Origin of the sequence: Mucilaginibacter pedocola (assembly GCF_002013915.1) — a bacterium.
Classification (GTDB): Bacteria; Bacteroidota; Bacteroidia; order Sphingobacteriales; family Sphingobacteriaceae; genus Mucilaginibacter; species Mucilaginibacter pedocola.
The window spans coordinates 271,525-288,419 of sequence record NZ_MBTF01000002.1 but is presented as its reverse complement, the minus strand read 5'-3'; the positions used below and the strand labels follow the sequence as shown (position 1 = coordinate 288,419).

9 protein-coding genes are annotated in these 16,895 nt (G+C 47.6%); 1 reads left to right on the top strand and 8 read right to left on the bottom strand.

The window, feature by feature from the left end; all coding sequences use genetic code 11:
• Positions 1–10: 10 nt before the first annotated feature.
• The 6 genes from tkt to BC343_RS05545 all read right to left on the bottom strand — a co-directional run bounded on the left by tkt (position 11) and on the right by BC343_RS05545 (position 12,651).
• Positions 11–2,017, bottom strand: coding sequence for a transketolase (gene tkt / locus BC343_RS05570; RefSeq protein ID WP_078346739.1), 2,007 nt, complete (start codon positions 2,015–2,017; stop codon positions 11–13).
• Positions 2,018–2,047: 30 nt separating this feature from the next.
• A complete protein-coding gene (locus BC343_RS05565; RefSeq protein WP_078346738.1) occupies positions 2,048–2,803 on the bottom strand; it encodes an ROK family protein in 756 nt (251 codons plus the stop codon).
• 542 nt (positions 2,804–3,345) lie between these two features.
• The gene (locus BC343_RS05560; protein WP_078346737.1) at positions 3,346–5,706 is read right to left on the bottom strand and encodes an alpha-L-rhamnosidase-related protein; all 2,361 of its coding nucleotides are present in this window, start codon (positions 5,704–5,706) and stop codon (positions 3,346–3,348) included.
• A 182-nt stretch (positions 5,707–5,888) separates the two neighbouring features.
• Positions 5,889–7,421 (bottom strand): carboxylesterase/lipase family protein, encoded by a 1,533-nt coding sequence (locus tag BC343_RS05555; RefSeq protein WP_078346736.1) that lies wholly within the window; start codon positions 7,419–7,421, stop codon positions 5,889–5,891.
• Between the two features lie 171 nt (positions 7,422–7,592).
• Positions 7,593–9,923 carry a glycoside hydrolase family 3 protein gene (locus BC343_RS05550; protein ID WP_078346786.1) on the bottom strand — a complete coding sequence of 777 codons (2,331 nt, stop codon included), beginning with the start codon at positions 9,921–9,923 and terminating at the stop codon, positions 7,593–7,595.
• Between the two features lie 511 nt (positions 9,924–10,434).
• On the bottom strand, positions 10,435–12,651 hold the full coding sequence (locus BC343_RS05545; RefSeq protein WP_078346735.1) for an ATP-binding protein: 2,217 nt from the start codon (positions 12,649–12,651) through the stop codon (positions 10,435–10,437).
• Positions 12,652–12,855: 204 nt separating this feature from the next.
• On the opposite strand from BC343_RS05545, the gene BC343_RS05540 reads away from it, so the two are divergent.
• On the top strand, positions 12,856–15,456 hold the full coding sequence (locus BC343_RS05540; RefSeq protein WP_078346734.1) for a DUF3857 domain-containing protein: 2,601 nt from the start codon (positions 12,856–12,858) through the stop codon (positions 15,454–15,456).
• On the opposite strand, the gene BC343_RS05535 is transcribed toward BC343_RS05540, so the two are convergent.
• Together BC343_RS05535 and BC343_RS05530 are read right to left on the bottom strand one after the other, a co-directional pair.
• Positions 15,446–16,294 carry a 3-keto-disaccharide hydrolase gene (locus tag BC343_RS05535; RefSeq protein ID WP_078346733.1) on the bottom strand — a complete coding sequence of 283 codons (849 nt, stop codon included), beginning with the start codon at positions 16,292–16,294 and terminating at the stop codon, positions 15,446–15,448. The genes BC343_RS05540 and BC343_RS05535 overlap by 11 nt on opposite strands.
• A gap of 121 nt (positions 16,295–16,415) precedes the next feature.
• Complete coding sequence (locus tag BC343_RS05530) at positions 16,416–16,817, bottom strand: winged helix-turn-helix transcriptional regulator (protein WP_078346785.1); 402 nt, start codon at positions 16,815–16,817, stop codon at positions 16,416–16,418.
• Positions 16,818–16,895: the final 78 nt, after the last annotated feature.

The following is a 16,895-nucleotide window of genomic DNA, read 5'->3' as shown; positions in this document are numbered from 1 at the left end:
TATCTCACATCTATAAAATAGCTTTCGCTTTTTTAACTACGTTATCTACCGTGAAGCCGAAGTGTTTGTACAATTCGTCTGCAGGGGCCGATTCGCCAAAGGTGGTCATGGCTAATACATCGCCTTCGTCGGTGGTGTATTTGTGCCAGCCTTGCGGCGATGCCATTTCAATGGCCAAACGTTTACGGCTTGCTTTTGGCAATACCGATTCTTTGTAAGCAGCATCCTGTGCTTCGAAAAGCTCCCAAGATGGCATACTTACTACGCGGGTAGATATGCCTTCGGCTTCCAGTTTTTCTTGCGCCTGCATGGCCAGGGCCACTTCCGAGCCTGTTGCCAATAATATCAGGTCGATAGCTTTGCTGGCTTCAGATACTACATAAGCACCTTTTTCCACACCGCTTGCTTTACCGTATTTATCCTGATCGAGGATAGGCAATGCTTGGCGGGTGAATATCAATACAGTTGGGCCGCCTTTTTTCTCGATGGCCACTTTCCAGGCGTATGAAGTTTCGTTGGCATCAGCCGGGCGTAAAACAGTTACGTTAGGGATAGCGCGAAGGGTTGCCAGGTGCTCAATAGGCTGGTGAGTAGTACCATCCTCGCCCAAACCAATACTATCGTGGGTGTAAACAAATATCGGGCTTATCTTCATGATGGCCGCCAAACGGATCGGCGGGCGCATATAATCAGCAAACTGCAGGAAGGTAGCGCCGAACGGCAATAAACCTTTTGTTAAGGCCATACCGTTAAGGGCCGAACCCATAGCATGCTCGCGGATACCGAAGTGGAAGTTGCGGCCGGCACGGTTCTCAGATGTGAACGAGTCGAACTCTTTCAGGTTGGTTTCGGTAGATGGTGCTAAGTCAGCTGCGCCACCTAACAAAGTTGGCAGGCTTGCTGCAACGGCGTTAAGTACTTTGCCCGATGCCTGGCGGGTAGCCATTTTAGGGTCGGTACCTTTAAATACCGGCAATTTATCAGCCCAGCCTTCTGGCAATCCACCAGCTACTGCGGTTTCGTACTCAGCTGCCAGTTCAGGATATTTCTCTTTGTATTTAGCAAAAAGCTCGTTCCATTTGGCTTCGGTTTTTTCGCCGCGTGCGCCTTTTGCATGGTAATATTCCAATACTTCGGCAGGCACATTGAACGATTTCTCAGGGTCGAAACCGAAGAACTCTTTTACCAGTTTTATCTCATCGGCACCCAGTGGCGAACCGTGCGAACCTGCAGTACCCGATTTGTTAGGGCTACCGTAAGCTATCAGCGAGCGAACGCGGATAAGCGATGGTTTTTGTGTTTCAGATTTTGCATTGATCAATGCCAGTTCTAACGCATGTGTATCGTTTACGTCGGCAATTTCCTGTACATGCCAGCCGTATGAGCGGAAACGTGCGCTTACATCTTCGTTGAAGGCGATGTTGGTGCTGCCCTCGATAGAGATGTGGTTATCATCGTACAAGTAGATCAGGTTACCCAACTCCAAGTGGCCTGCTAAAGAAGCTGCTTCAGAAGTTACACCTTCCATCATGTCGCCATCGCTCACAATAGAGTATACTTTATAATTGAAAAGGTCGAAACCCGGTTTGTTGTAGCGGGCAGCTAAATATTTTTGTGCAATAGCAAAACCAACACCGTTGGCAAAACCCTGGCCAAGCGGGCCGGTGGTAACATCAACACCCGGGGCCAAACCGTATTCGGGGTGGCCGGCGGTTTTGCTGTTTAGCTGACGGAAAGCCTTGATATCATCTAACGAAAGATCGTAACCGGTTAAATACAAAAAGTTGTACTGTAAAATACAAGCGTGGCCGGCCGAAAGGATAAACCTGTCGCGGTTAGCAAAATCGGGGTTCTTGGGGTTATAGTTCAAAAACTTGGTCCATAAAACATGGCCCATAGGTGCCAGCGCCATTGCTGTGCCGGGGTGGCCCGAATTTGCTTTTTGTACTGCATCTGCAGATAGGATCCTTACGGTATCGATCGCTAGTGTTTCAAGCGCTGCGTTTGGTTTTTCCATCGTAATGTATTTAAAAAAGAGAAAAGGTAATTATTTAGTAGGCGTTGCCATGGCAACGTGTGTAACCGGGTGTTTATCTTCCTGCCACAATCTCGCCCCGCCCTTAATGCCATCGGCATTGGTAACAATTTTCATGTTTTTATCCAGCTTAAAATTAAGCTTGTCGGAATTGCCGCCACCTATATACAGGTAGTCGTAGTTGAAAACGGTCTTCATTATCTTGAAAACCTTCTTAATACGGCTGTTCCATTTTTTTACGCCCTCTTTGTCAAGTGCGCGGTCGCCTATGTACTCGTCATAGTCGCGGCCTTTTGATACCGGGTGGTGCGCAATTTCCAGGTGAGGGAGCAAATGCCCGTCCATTAATAAAGCCGTGCCGAAACCGGTGCCCAGAGTGATCACCATCTCCAGTCCCTTGCCGCTAACTACACCAAGGCCCTGCATATCGGCATCGTTCACTACTTGCGTATCTTTACCAAGGGCCTCTACAAGCTTTGAACAAAAGTTTACATCTTTCCAAAACTCATTGCCCAAATTCGGGGCTGTTTTCACGATGCCATTACGCACATAACCGGGAAAACCCACCGATACTTTATCATAGGCCGGGAAATTTTGCACCAGTGTTTTTATAGACTTGATAACATTTTCGGGATTGGCAGGCGATGGCGTAACCACTTTTTTATAGTCCATCTTCAGGTTGCCTTTACTATCCAGTATAGTTCCTTTGATGCTCGAGCCGCCGATATCGATGGAAAGGATCTTTATAGCCGAGGGTGTTGTTTTCATTAACAGGTAATATTAACGGTAGTTCGTTATTTGGTTTTAGAGTTTGTAAATATCACATTTTTAATAATAAATAAGTATAAATGTATATTAAAACACTATACTTTATTAAATCTTAACCCTGCATTAATACTACAAAGCACAAAACTTTCGCGCATAATAAATGTGCTGGCTAATTAACCGCTTTATTTTTAAAAAGGTTTGCCTTGCTATATTTTAACAAGGCATTATGACATTGTGTAAACAAGACACGAATGTTGGTGGAAAAAGTGACACGATTTACCAGTGTGGGCTATTTAACAGGATTTCAAGATTAAAAGATCAAGCAGGATTTTTTTTGTAGGAGATTTCACCGATTGGAAGATGATCACACCGATTAGTTCTGAACCGTGATTTTTCGTAGGGTAATTGTTCTTTATCGGCACTCAAGAGGGCTTCGCTGTTCGCTTGATTTAATGATTCTTTGATTTCCTATGTTGCTAACGTGTTATGGCCGCAACTGGAAATCCAGCATCTGAAAATCCTCAGATCAAGCGAATGATGGTTCAGATATTCAACGTATTCTTCCCGCCCTTTAACGGGTAGCTTTTCCCCTTCCACACCAGTACCCCATCGGTACGCATGGGCAGAGTGATGTTGATGGCCCACTTGCTGCCGGTTTTGGCATAGTTTACGGCTACTACGCCGTTGGGGTGCGGTATTTCGCCGCTTGCTTTGTCCATGGTGCCTAAATGCGGTTCTATTTTTATTTTGCTGAAGCCGGGAGCATAGCTATCTATACCCAGCACAGTACGGAAGAATTCAATATTGGGGCTGGCTCCCCAGGCGTGGCAGTCGCTGCGGTCGTGCTCCAGGTCGCTTATTTCAGCCCAGGTGGTTAGGCCCATTTTGATGTTGTTGCGCCAGATATCAAGCCAGTTGATGTAATCGTTACCCAGGCCGCCTTTCACCAGCGCCTGGTGCAGGTAGTATTTAAAATAGATGGTGCATTGTACCAGTGTACTATCTTTCTCTAATTTTTTTGCCAGGGCAGTTGCATTTGTGCCCGCGACGCCGCTTAGTATGGCCAACGCATTGGTATGTTGCGAATACGTTTGCTTGTCGCCGGCATCAGCATAAAAGCCTTTAGCAGCATCCCAATATTTCTTTTGGATGGTTGCTTTGAGTTTGGCAGCACGTGCGCGATACATATCGGCATAAAAAGGAGAGCCCATTTTGGTTTCCATTTCTGTGGCTTGCTGCAGCGTCCACAGCAATTGCATATCCAGCAGGGCGCTGTTACCCTGCGCATCTTTTGGTGGCTGCCCGTAATCCCAGCCTTTGGTGCTCACCCAATCGGCAAACTTCCAGTAGGGCGTGTTTTTCAGTGAGCCATCTGCCTGCTGGTATTTGGCGAAGAAGGCAAGCACTTGTCGTGCCCCGTCCAGTTTCTCTTTCACAAAGTTGGCATCGTTGCGGTACATCCAATAATCGTGCAGCATACTGATGTACCAAAGCGAGAAGGTAGAAATAATTTGCGGACTGTATGATGGGTGCCTGCTCAGCGTAAGCCCTTCTGCTATACGCGAGTGGTCCATTTGGTTGAGGGCATTGCGGGCAAGGCGGTCATCGCCGGTGTTGAAGTACGATACCAGCGCTTGTATACGCCCGTCGCCTATGTATTGCAATTGCTCGTAATACGGGCAATCGAAATAGGTTTCCACAGCACATGAGCGTGCAGTACGGAAACCGATATCCAGCATCTGTTGTAACTCCGGGTTGCCTGTTGTTAGTTTGGCGTTGAATTTAAACGGATAGCCTGTAAAGGTGCCGTAAATATCATCAATGGTAAGCGGTTCGTCTTTTGTAGAAATATTTACCAATATATACCTGTAACTGCGGAAAGCCAGGGTGGTGAAGCTTTGGTTGGCCGAGCCATCGGAAATAACGCTATCCTTACGGCCCACAAAACGGTAGCCCTCTACCTCGTTACGGTTGGGTTTGGCGGAGCTGCCGGGCTTCATGGGCGATTCGCAGTAAGTGAAGGATATGCCGGCGTTATCGCCGCCACTAAAATTGGCGGTGAGGTAAGCGTTGGTAAGGAAAGATTGATCGAGCAGGAAGGATGCTTTAGTATTGGCAGGCACAGTAAAGCTTGCCTTGGTAACAGGGAAGCCAGCCGGAATATTTACACCAGCCGATTTCCGCACCGAAGCGATGCGCTGCATTTTCATTTCCATTTGCGGCAATGATGATGGTACCAGCATCCAGCCGAAAGCATCTGTTATACCCTTTGGTTTACCTCTATCTATTGGCTGAGCGTTTTGCCAGCCGCTATCGTTATCCTGCCAGTTTTTTACGCTTTTGTGCATATCCACCAATTCGCCGGGACCAGCAACGTAGTAGGTGCCGTAGCCAACACCAAGTGTAGGCTGATAAGCATCGTTACGGATACTCTTCCAGCTATTACCGGTATTAAAAACCTCTTCTATTGGTGTATCGCCCTGCAGGATAAATGCGGTCCGGTGGCTTATCTGTGCCTCGGGGCGGTCGTCGCCATCGTTCCAAACTAAAGCAGTGATGGTGTTTTTTCCGCCGATGAGGTAAGGCGCAATATCGATCGTTTCGTAGTTCCAATAATAGATATCACCACGGGCCGGGCCAAGCGATACCAGCGTATGGTTCACATATAATTTATACCTGTTATCTGCCGATACGTGCACCACAAATCGCGCTGGCTTGGTGGGCAGGTCGACAGATTTTGCGAAGTGGTAAATCCCATAACCATGTTGAGGCTGTTTCGGCACAGTTACCCAAAGTGCTTTCCAGGGTTGGGATAGCAAGTCGGGGTTACTGTTTTGGGCAGATGCACTTAATGATAAGCCAAGGCTTAACAACACCGCAGCGGCAATAGCATAAAACTTCATAGGAGGTAAAAATTGGATGGCTTAAATATATAATTCGCTTTCGGAAATACTGTCCTTTACTGTGCTGGTTGCGAGCTTTTGTCATGCTGAGGGACGAAGCATCTGTTAGCCGACTTGCATAGCGTTAATGCATTGTGGTTATTAGATTCTTCGCTATCGCTCAGAATGACAAGGCGGGAGAATTACTTCTTCATTTCCATCACCATAAAGTCCAAAGCCGCAGCATCGGGCAATTGTTTGGCAACAGGTTTCTCACCCAAATACATGGTTTCCCTGCCGGTGGTATTATACGCCGGCCACACGGGTAGGCCCGCGCCATTAGGGTTGCCCGTTTTCGCGAAGTTTACCCAATAGCCCGACATTGCATCAGCCAACTGCTGGTCTACCGGCTCAAAGGGGCGGTTCAGGAATTTAAAGTTGTTGAAAGCATAACCCACCTCGCCGGTGTGGAATGCGCCATATTGCTTAAATGCTTCGGTAGCGGGCATGCGGCGGGTAAAGCGGTAGAGGTAAACTTTTGCTTTGTTCTTAGCGCTTTGCACGTTGGCCCAGATATAATTCTGCACGCCGAAGGTCATGTCGCGCGATATGTTTATTTGCGAGCGCTCAGCCTCTGCATCGGTATTGCCGGGATAGTGTTTTAAAAATTCAGCTGCGTTTGATGCATACCTTTTTTCGATATCCGCTTTGTAGTCTGCAGCGTTCTTTAGCTTGCCAATGAAGGCATCATCCTCGTTCCAGCCGGTTAGTACCGGTACCTGGTTCTCTTTATTAGCCGCAAAAATGGCGGCAACAGGCTCGGGTAATACGTAACCATCCACAATGGGGCGGGCGTTCATTTGTTTCAGTAAGGTTTCGGCTGGTAGCGCGCGCATTTCAGCGAGCGAATGTGCGCCCAGCGCCTCGGCCGCTTTTACGCCAGCTTCTTCCGCTTGTTTTAAGCCGCTTGCGCTGATGGGACCGGTTAAAAACGCAGCACCGCTTTCGGCAATAGCTTTGTTGAACAAACCTTTGCCCAACGGGGATGCCACCAAATAATTTACGCCGAACGAACCTGCCGATTGCCCGGCTATGGTAACATTATTAGGGTCGCCGCCAAAGGCGGCTATGTTCTTCTTCACCCATTTTAAGGCAGCCAGCTGATCCATTAAACCATAATTGCCCGACGCTTTATTGGGCGACTCCTTTGTTAATTCGGGGTGCGCGAAGAAACCGAAGATACCCACGCGGTAATTCAAGCTCACTAATATCACACCTTTGCGCGCCAAAGCTTCGCCATCGTAAATAGGTACATTGGTGCCGCCGCTCACAAAGCCCCCACCGTATATCCACACCAGTACGGGGCGTTTTTCTGTCGGGGTTTTGGCGCCCGTCCATACATTCAGGTAAAGGCAGTCTTCGCTCAGCGGTTCATCCTTTATCAAAAATTCCCGGGTGTAAACGCCAAATTCGTTGGGCTTACCCTGCATCGGCATTTTAGAAAAATCGGTACAGACTTTTACGCCAGTCCAGGGTTTAACAGGCTGCGGTGCCTTCCAGCGCAAATTGCCAAGAGGCGGCGCTGCAAAGGGAATGCCCTTGTAACTATGCACAACACCATCGCTGCTTTCGGTACCCGAAATTTGCCCGGCATCGGTTTTTACGGTTTTAAACGGCGCTTGCGCTAATGCAATGGTGCATAGTAGTGCAAAGGGAAAGGTTAGGAGGTTCTTCATTTATAATTTTGGTTAGGTAAATATAATGATTAAGCATCGATGCTTATAAACCACGGAGTTAACAGAGGTGGCGCGGAGGTTCACAGAGCTTTGCAAAATATTATGAGTTTGCTATTTCTCTCTGCGAACCTCCGCGAAGCCTCCTTTTACTCCGTGGTTAATTAAAGAGCTTTATGGTTTTGCCACCGCTTTCACATACTTCGCTGTACGTGCATCTTTTATTACACCTTTCCAGTTCAAGCCGTAACCAAAATCATAGGCGTTGCCTTCACTGTCAGTAAATACTTTCAGATCGTGCGGAACGTCTTCGTATTGGGCTTCTACGGTTTTCATATCGGCGGGCATTTGCAGCGGCAATAGTGCCGATGGTTCTGCTTTGCCGGTCATGATATCGAGGCTCGCCTGGCCCTGTACGCCAAAATCTACCAATATGGCGCTTGCCTGTTTTTCGAACTCGCTAAACACCATGGGGTTGCTCAGGTTGATAGATACAATAACCGGTTTGCCCTTCATTTTGGCATAAGTATCGTTTACCATTGCCAGGTCGGTTACGTTTGAAGATGTTTCCGATTTGCCTTTATAGCCACGGTTCGTAAATTTCTCCAATGGGTCGCCGCCGGCAATACTGGTATCGCGGGCGGTTTCGGCAGTGTACTTACCATATTGTAATGATACGGGCAGGTAGCCGTTGCCGCCATTCTTAGCATCATCAGCATCGTAACCGCCGTGGCCTATAGGGCTGGCTATGAACACCAGCGCGTAATCTGCCTCGTCGGGGTTTTCGGTTACTTTAAAGTACTTCTTCACGGTCTCCATATTTACCGGGTATTCATTTTTTTCAGGGTATGGTATGCCCAAAAAGTTTTTGCCGGCCGGGGTGAAACGCTTAGGCACATAAACAGTTTTACCGGTTTGCAACGGCAAAGCGCCGCCTTTGTTCTTCAGCATTACTATCGACTTTAACTGCGCTGCGTAACCTGCCGCCATAAAATCAGCCTTGCCAACGGTTGCTTTAGTAGCCTCTACATCTAAATAAGGATTCTCGAACAACCCTGTACGGAAGCTGCCCCTCAACAAGCGCACAGCCGACTGCTCGAACCTTGCGCGCATAAATGCCTCGCCGTGTTCTTTCACGCCCATTTTGTAAGCATCCAGCACGGGCACCATATCGTTATTGCCGCCAAACTGGTCAACACCTGCCATCAAAATTTTATAGTGGCGTTCGGCAAGCGTAGCTTTCTCCATCCCCCAGGATTTGCCCGAGAGGAAACTATTCAGCACGGTTTCGTCGCCGGTAACCAGCCAGTCGGTACATACTACGCCGTCGTATTTATATTTGGTGCGCAGCAGGTCGTTAATAATGTACTTGTTGTAATTATTAGCTACGTTCTCGTGGTTTTTGGTATCCTGTTTCCAGCTGATGGTATAGTAAGGCATTACGGCTGCTGCCATACCGGTTTTGCCTTTCAGCTTGAAGGCGCCCTCGGTGAAGGGTATAAAATGTTGCTGAAAATTGTTGCCCGGGTATACGGCATATTTACCGAAAGCATAATGCGCATCGCGCCCACCCTCGCCGGCACCACCGCCGGGCCAGTGTTTCACCATGGCATTAACGCTATTATAGCCCCAACCGTTCTTGATTTCTTTATCGCCCATTGAGGTTTGGAAACCATCTATGTAAGCCCTTGCCATATCAGCAGCCAATTGCGGGTCTTCGCCAAAAGTGCCGCTAACGCGATTCCAGCGTGGGTCGGTAGCAATATCAACCTGTGGCGAAAGTGCAGTAGCAATGCCCAGCGCACGGTATTCCTGCGCGGCGATATGCCCGAAGTTTTGCGTGGCCGATGGGTCGAAGGTGGCAGCCATACCTAAAGAACCGGGCCACATGGAAATAGTGCCACCGGCTCCTGCATTAAACTCGGCAGTAGCTACGGTGCCATGGCGCGGATCGGAACTGTTGTTGTTCGGTATACCCAACCCAACGCCTTCTACATAGGCCTGCGCATTGTTGTTCCATTTGGCAGCAACCTCGGGGCTTTGTACCGATGTAATGAGCACGTGGCGTACGTTATCGTTCTTTAAAAATGTTTTTTGCTGATCAGAGAGGTCCCAGGCGTTCAGGCCGCTTTCCTGCAGGGTTTTGCCGTTGTAGGTACCGGCAAAAGGACCAACGGGGATAGATGGTATCATTTGGTGGCGGCTGTACAGCATCAACCCGGCAATTTGCTCCACGCTCATTTTCGAGGCTAAATCTTTCGCTCGTACATCTACGGGCAGGCGCCAGTCTTCATACTTATCCAGCTTGCCGTTCTTGTTCAAGTCCTTAAAAGCTAAGCCGTCAACGGTTAAAACCTTTACGCCTGATGATGCCGAATAGCCCAGCTTTTGCCCGCCGGTATTGGTAACGGTCACCACATCGCCGTTCTTACTCTCGGTGTATTTGTTTTGTGCCGATGCAATGGCCGGGAGAAGCCCCATCAGCAAAAGGTATTTTTTGTTCATATATGTTGGTTTATTTGGTTTAGTAACATCGTGTTTATCTAACCGCAAAGGGCGCAAAGAAAAAAGCGCAAAGCATACAAAGGATATGCATCGCTCTTTATAAGTTTTGAAAAAAGTACCACTTGCATGGCTTTGTGCTCTTTGCGAAAACTTTGCGCCCTTTGCGGTTAAATTACCACTTTAATGAAATTCAAGTTCTTATTATTGGTTTATCTATCAACACAAAAAGAGACTATGTGTCAACACTACACAATGGTAGATATTAATTTTTTAAATAGCAAGGGCTATACGCTGTACCGATAAAATATTTTTGGACGGCGCGAAAGTGGGTGGTGCTTTTGATAAGGTAGCCGCCTGTAATGATACGTTTTTAGAAGTTTGGGAACTTCTTTGAGCGTAATTCAATGATAGCCACAAAGCACAGCGGTAATGCACAAGGCGCTATAGATCCTTGGCTACCGCTCAGGATGACAAAGGGGTAATTAAGGCATGCAGCTATAAAATATCCGGCCTACTTACTAAACGCAATATTAAAAGTTGTGCCGCGGCCCAGTTCGCTGTCTACCCATATTTTGCCGTTGTGTTTCTCAACAATGCGCTTTACAATGGCCAGTCCAACGCCGGTGCCTTCTATATCGCCCACGTTATCCATCCGTTTAAATAGCTCGAATATGCGGGGCAGCTGTTTAATATCTATACCCAGCCCGTTATCGGTTATGGAGTAAGTTACCTCGTGCCCGTTATCTACCCCGTGTATACTTACCTCAGGGCGTTCGGATTTAATAGAGTACTTGATAGCGTTACTGATGATGTTGGCGAACACCTGCGATATCATTACCCTGTCGCCTTGTATAGCAGGGGTTTCGCCTACTATTATTTTGGTACCATCAGCATTATAGGCAACTATCAGGTCGGCGACCAGGTCGTCTATAATGGCTTTGGTATCTATGGGCGAAAGGATAAGATCCGAGCGGTTTATGCGCGAGTACTCCAGCACTTCCTGTATCATGCCGTTCATTTTATCGGCACCTGCGTTGATACGGTCCAGCATGCGTATAGCATTAGGCTTCATATCCTGGTCGCGCATTAGTATTTGCGCATAGCTTTTCACGGCCGATATGGGGTTCTTCAGATCGTGCGAAATGGTGTAGCTAAAGGTATCCAGCTCTTCGTAGGCCTGTTTCAGCTTCTCGTTCAGCAGGCGTATGGCACCGGCCTTCTGGTTCAGCGCGTAGGTAATTTCGCTTTTTAAACGTATGGCCGATTTTACTTCCTCGGCATTCCAGTTCTTAGAAGTACCCACCACCGTCTGCGACCATTCCTCAAAAGATGTTCTCGGCGATATACGCAGCATTCCGTCGGATGTTGTTTCTACCGGTTTTTCGGGATTGCCGGCCCAGGTAATGGTTTGCAATTGCTCGGGCTTGAACCACATTACGTATTCGCCCAACTCGCGCGATAGTATCAATACCATCAGCCCCGATGCCACATTTTTGTATGCCTCGCTATCCGCAAATACTGCCGGGAGGGTGTTGGTGTAGTATAACGATTCGTTTACGTTCTCTTTTATCCAACTGGCCAACTGTCTCAGTTGTTCATCATTCGGGGTTTTGCCCAACTTCTTAAGCCCGTTCTCGAAGAAAAGCGCAGCCCCGCCTGCATCAACAGTATTCAGCAGCGTTACGGGATGGGCGGTTAGCGCCGAATCGATATCATTATCCTTTAACATCAGCCGGCTCAGCTGGTCAACCGCGCCTTTATACCGTTCCTGCAGGTGCTGGTTCTCTTCGTCCTGCCTAAACTCCAGTGCCGACGATACAATTTGCCCAATAAGCTTTGCCGATTCGCGCGAGCGGAAATCGATAAAGCGCGGGGTATAATTATGGCAGGCAATAAGCCCCCAAAGCTCTTTTTTATAGATAAGCGATATACTGAAACTCGAATCCACCTTCATATTCTTCAGATACTGAATGTGGATGGGCGATACGGCGCGCAGTTGCGAGGGCGTAAGGTCAAGCGGGGTTTCGTCTCCGTTATCTTCGCGCACTATGGCCGCAGGCTCGGTATGCACATTGGCAATCAGCCGGGTCAGGTTCAGTTTATAGAGGTCGCGGGCCTGTTTAGGTATGTCTGATGCCGGGTAGTGCAGCCCCAGCCAGGTGGGCAGGTTGTCGTTTTTGGCTTCTGCAACTACCTCGCCGTGCCCGTCTTCGGCAAAGCGGTATATCATCACCCTATCGTAACCTATAAGGTTCTTCACCTGTATGGCGCTGTTGTTAAGCAGGTTTTGCAGGTTTTTATCGGCCAGCATCTCTGATATCGAGCGGCCTATCATACGCTGCACATCGGTATTGCTATCCGACCGTGCGGGCTCAAACTCCAGCAAATAATAATCCTGCGTGGGCGATACAATGAGGTGAAAAGGCTTGCCGTTAATATCCGTATTAAAGGGATTGGTTTGCTCGAAACCGTTAGCCTTACCGAAGTTGATAAGTTGCGCTATAAAATCGGGCGGTTCGTTTTTGCCTATCAACGGCTCCACGGTATTAATGTGGCTGCCTAATATACTCGCGGGGATATCGGGCATAAACGCGGCCAGGTTATCGCTATGGAAACGCACAACGCCGGGCTTATCAATAACTATTAAAAAGCCGTGCGACTGAACCTTACCGGGGATGTGTATAGGCTCTTTGTCGCAGTTGCTTAAATCGGCATTTGTTGGCTGCATATTTTATTTTTAGGCAAATGTGTAAACAAATATGAAAATTTATTTAACATTACTTGCATCGCGCAACCTTTTCTGCATTTTATTTTTCACTCTTATCCGCTCTTATTAAAAGCGGGTTAGAAATACATCCTGCAAGTTTCGCGAGGAAAATAATTTTTAAACTATTGGTAAATAATTTAGGTTTTTAGTATTTTCAGGGCTGGTATGCGTACACGAATTAGCCCCTTATTAATTGCCGTTTACGGCGCTTTATTGCTGCTGTTTTGCAACAACCTTGTTGCTAACGCCGCCAACCCTGCCGTACATATATCCGCACGCCCCAATTGGATAAACCAAATTAAGCTATCTGATAAAAAGATACCGCTGCGGCAGGTTGATAACGGTTTTTTTTACCAATTGTTCGAGCAGCAGATAAACATTGAGCAACAAGCCGACTACCGCCATGTGGTGCGCGAAATTGTTTCGGCAACGGGCATACAAAACGGCTCGCAAATAAATATCTCGTTCGACCCATCGTACGAGCGGTTGGATATACACGATATTACCGTTTGGCGCGATGGAAAACCACAAAACCGCCTCAATGCAAAAGCTTTTAAAGTAATTGCCGATGAAGAGGAGCTTTCACGCTTTGTTTACCAGGGCAGCTATTCGGCCTTCTGCATATTGGATGATATCCGCAAAGGCGACCGTATCGAATACTCATTCACCATTACCGGCCGCAACCCCATCTTCGGCAATAAGTTTACCGACGAGGTTTACCTGCAATTGGGCCAGCCTTATGCACAACTATACAAAGCTTTGTTTGCCTCGCCGCAGCGTAAGCTTTATTTTAAAGCTTTCAACAACGCGCCGGCGGCAACCGTGTCTGTAAAAAACGGGCTTACATGCTACGAGTGGAATGTACTCCAAACCAAAGTGCCATCCTACAGCGATAACCAGCCCGAATGGTTCGATAATTACCAGCACATACAGGTAAGCGATTATGCCAACTGGCAGGAAGTTATTAACTGGGCAATGGGCGTTAACCCCATAGCCACCAAACTAAACGGCGAACTGGCTGCGCGTGTGGCAAAACTGAAGGCTGAGGCGGGAAATGATAAAGAAAAATACTTCCGCAATGCGGTGCAAATGGTGCAGGACGAAGTGCGGTACATGGGTATCGAACTGGGCGAATATTCGCACCGCGCCAATACGCCCGAACGGGTTTACAACCAACGCTATGGCGATTGCAAAGATAAAGCCATGCTGCTGGCCGCAGTTTTAACAGCTAATGATATTGAGGCACACATGGTACTCATAAACAGCACTGCGGGTAAAACACTTGGCGACTACATCCCCTCGCCTACCGTTTTTGACCATGCCACCTGCCAGGCTGTTTTGAACGGCAAAACCGTTTATATTGATGCTACCATTGCCAACCAGCGCGGAGCGGGAACTAACATTTACTTCCCGGATTATGTTAAAGGCTTAGTATTGAAAGCAGGTAATACGGCACTTACCAACATTGCGCCATCTAAAGTGGGCAGGATGCTGCTTACCGAGAATTTTAAAGTACCCGAAGACGAAAAAGGCACCGCGCAGCTGGAAGTAATATCAACCTACACCCTCAACGAGGCCGATAGGATACGCGATAAGCTGGCATCGGGCAGTATGGCCGAAACCGAAAAAAGCTACCTGGAGTATTACGCCAAAACATATCCCAAAATAGAGGCCGCAGCAGATTCTGTTACGGTGAAGGATGATACTGAAAATAACGAGGTAACCACCATTGAGCATTACCGCATCCCTAATTATTTTAAGCCCGATAAGGAAGAGCAGGGGCGCTATTACGCTTCGTTTTTTGCCTCTTATATTAACAACCAACTACCCGATATTGCCAATAACGCCAAACTCCCGGTATCGTTAAACTTCCCTGCCAATATCGAATACAAGGTAAACGTGGTGATGAATAACGGTTGGAATATTGATAAAACCAGCACCACTATTGACCGTGAGAGTTATATCTTCAAATCGCAGGTATCGGCATTAGCAGATACGCTTACGCTCGATTTTAACTTCAACAGCCGTAAAGATCTTATAGCAGTTAATAAGCTGGATGAAGCCCGTGCCGATTTCAAGCGCATGGCAGATGAAGAGCTGAGCTTTAGTTTTACCTACACGCCCGATGCGAGTAAGCTGCCATTTAAGTTCAATTACTGGATGCTGGCCTTTGTGGTTGGTTTCGGAACCATACTCGCATTGATAGGGCTAAAACTTTATCGTACCCAAACGCGTGGTATCGTTTTTGAACGGGGGGCAACCTTTATACCCATTGGTGGCTGGCTGGTGCTGGTAGCACTTGGGCTTGCACTAACCCCATTTGCAGTAGGCTATACCATGATAGATGGCGATTACTTTAACCTGCGGACCTGGAATACTCACACCGCCGGCGTAAACGATATTGCCTTCAAAACATTATTCAGCCTCGAGGCCGCGGGCAATGTGCTCCTCATAGCTTATGCTGCTTTCTGTTTCATTCTGCTGATGAACAAGCGCGATATCGCACCCCAATATATCATCGGCTTTTACGCTTACGCTGCACTGTTCGCGATTGCCGACTGCATTTCCATCGGCGCAATAACCGACAATGTGGGCGAACATATGGTATCGGGCACGATCCGCGATATTATCAAGGCCGCCATTGTGATATCCTACTTTAAACGTTCGGTAAGGGTGGAGCAAACTTTTATAGTTCCTTACCCTCCGCATAATTACAGCTATGAAAAAGTAGAAAGCCGGCAGCCGGAAGAAAACACTATTGCCTGATGAGTTCTGATGGCAATTGCGTGATGGCTTGCAACATTATCTCTTTATAAAACACCTCGGCACCTTCGCTTTGTATCTGAATTTTTCCTTTGGTAAGCGGCTTCATTTGACCGCCATCCGCCTGGCGGCCGTGGTACAGAACCATCATTACCTTATCGTTTATTACATGTATGCTGGTGTCGCCATTGCAGTAAAGGTCTAAGGTATTCCATTCGCCTTTGGGGTTTTCGGCATCGCTACCTTTTATACAATGGCGGCCGGTTTTGCTGCCCTCGGCAAAGGTGTTCATTAAACCGCCAACGTTATAAATGTAATCTTTATCGTAGCGCTTTATTACCGGTATATCGGCCATGCCGCCGGCAACGCCCCAATAATCGCCGCAGTTGGTTTGCTCTATCTGGAACTCCTGCGAACGCATCCAGGCGCCATAATCGGCACCGTAGGCACCAACCGAATGGTAAAGTAGCCCGCTATCCATCTTCTGCCCCTTTTTTTGCCCCCAGGTAAGCTGGCCCCATTTAAACTGTAGCTGCAGGTGGTAGTTGCTGTACGCTTTTTTGGTAGATATAGCTCCCCATTTTTCGCCGGATATGCGGATGACCTTATCGCCATCTTGTTTAATTACGGTGAAAACCTGCTTAGGGTCGGTATTGAGACCGATGGGGTTAGGGTTGATGAATTTGCCTTTATCGTCAAGGTCGGGGCCAATGTAGGTATCCCAGCCGGTTAAGTCTTTGCCGTTGAATAAGACTTCCCATTTATCGTTTTTTGGTGGCGGCGAAAAGCCAAGGGTGAGTACACAAAGCACAATGGGGGCTATCAACTTTGCGGGTTTCATGGTTGTGGCGATTTAGTGTACCTAATATACTAAATTATATATCAACCAAGCGCGCGGCTTAAAGCACTCCAACATTTTTTACAAATTAGTGTGCTATTCGAGCCCTTCTGCAACAGGCTTATTACTCCGGAAAATTACTCATCCGTTTATCCGCGTAAATATTCCCTGCGTTTACCTCGGCATCTTCAATGGCCCAGTTGGCCATGGCATGCAAAACAGGGCGCAGGCGTTCGCCTGATTCGCTGAGGCTGTAGGTTACATAAGGCGGCACTACGGGCTTGGCCACCCGCACTACCAGGTTATCGTTCTCTAACTGCTTCAGGTGCTGTATTAGCATCTTTTCGGTAATGGTGGGGATGGCGCGCTTCAATTCGTTATACCTTTTACTCCCGGTTAATAAGTGGAATAAAATGATGGGCTTCCAATGCCCGCCTATGCGCTGCATTATATAGGTTACGGGGCATTGGTTAAAAGCAAATTGCTTGTTCTCCTGTATGGTCGAGCTTTCTTTTATCGCTGTCATGGTATACTTACTTTGGGGTATGTACTTGTAAAAAAGTAAGTACAAAAATACCTTTGTCATCAACAAAAACAAAATATT

Excerpts from the sequence above, each read along its gene's own strand:
- tkt (WP_078346739.1), bottom strand. The coding sequence starts at position 2,017 with ATGGAAAAACCAAACGCAGCGCTTGAAACACTAGCGATCGATACCGTA.
- BC343_RS05565 (WP_078346738.1), bottom strand. The coding sequence starts at position 2,803 with ATGAAAACAACACCCTCGGCTATAAAGATCCTTTCCATCGATATCGGC.
- BC343_RS05560 (WP_078346737.1), bottom strand. The coding sequence starts at position 5,706 with ATGAAGTTTTATGCTATTGCCGCTGCGGTGTTGTTAAGCCTTGGCTTA.
- BC343_RS05555 (WP_078346736.1), bottom strand. The coding sequence starts at position 7,421 with ATGAAGAACCTCCTAACCTTTCCCTTTGCACTACTATGCACCATTGCA.
- BC343_RS05550 (WP_078346786.1), bottom strand. The coding sequence starts at position 9,923 with ATGAACAAAAAATACCTTTTGCTGATGGGGCTTCTCCCGGCCATTGCA.
- BC343_RS05545 (WP_078346735.1), bottom strand. The coding sequence starts at position 12,651 with ATGCAGCCAACAAATGCCGATTTAAGCAACTGCGACAAAGAGCCTATA.
- BC343_RS05540 (WP_078346734.1), top strand. The coding sequence starts at position 12,856 with ATGCGTACACGAATTAGCCCCTTATTAATTGCCGTTTACGGCGCTTTA.
- BC343_RS05535 (WP_078346733.1), bottom strand. The coding sequence starts at position 16,294 with ATGAAACCCGCAAAGTTGATAGCCCCCATTGTGCTTTGTGTACTCACC.
- BC343_RS05530 (WP_078346785.1), bottom strand. The coding sequence starts at position 16,817 with ATGACAGCGATAAAAGAAAGCTCGACCATACAGGAGAACAAGCAATTT.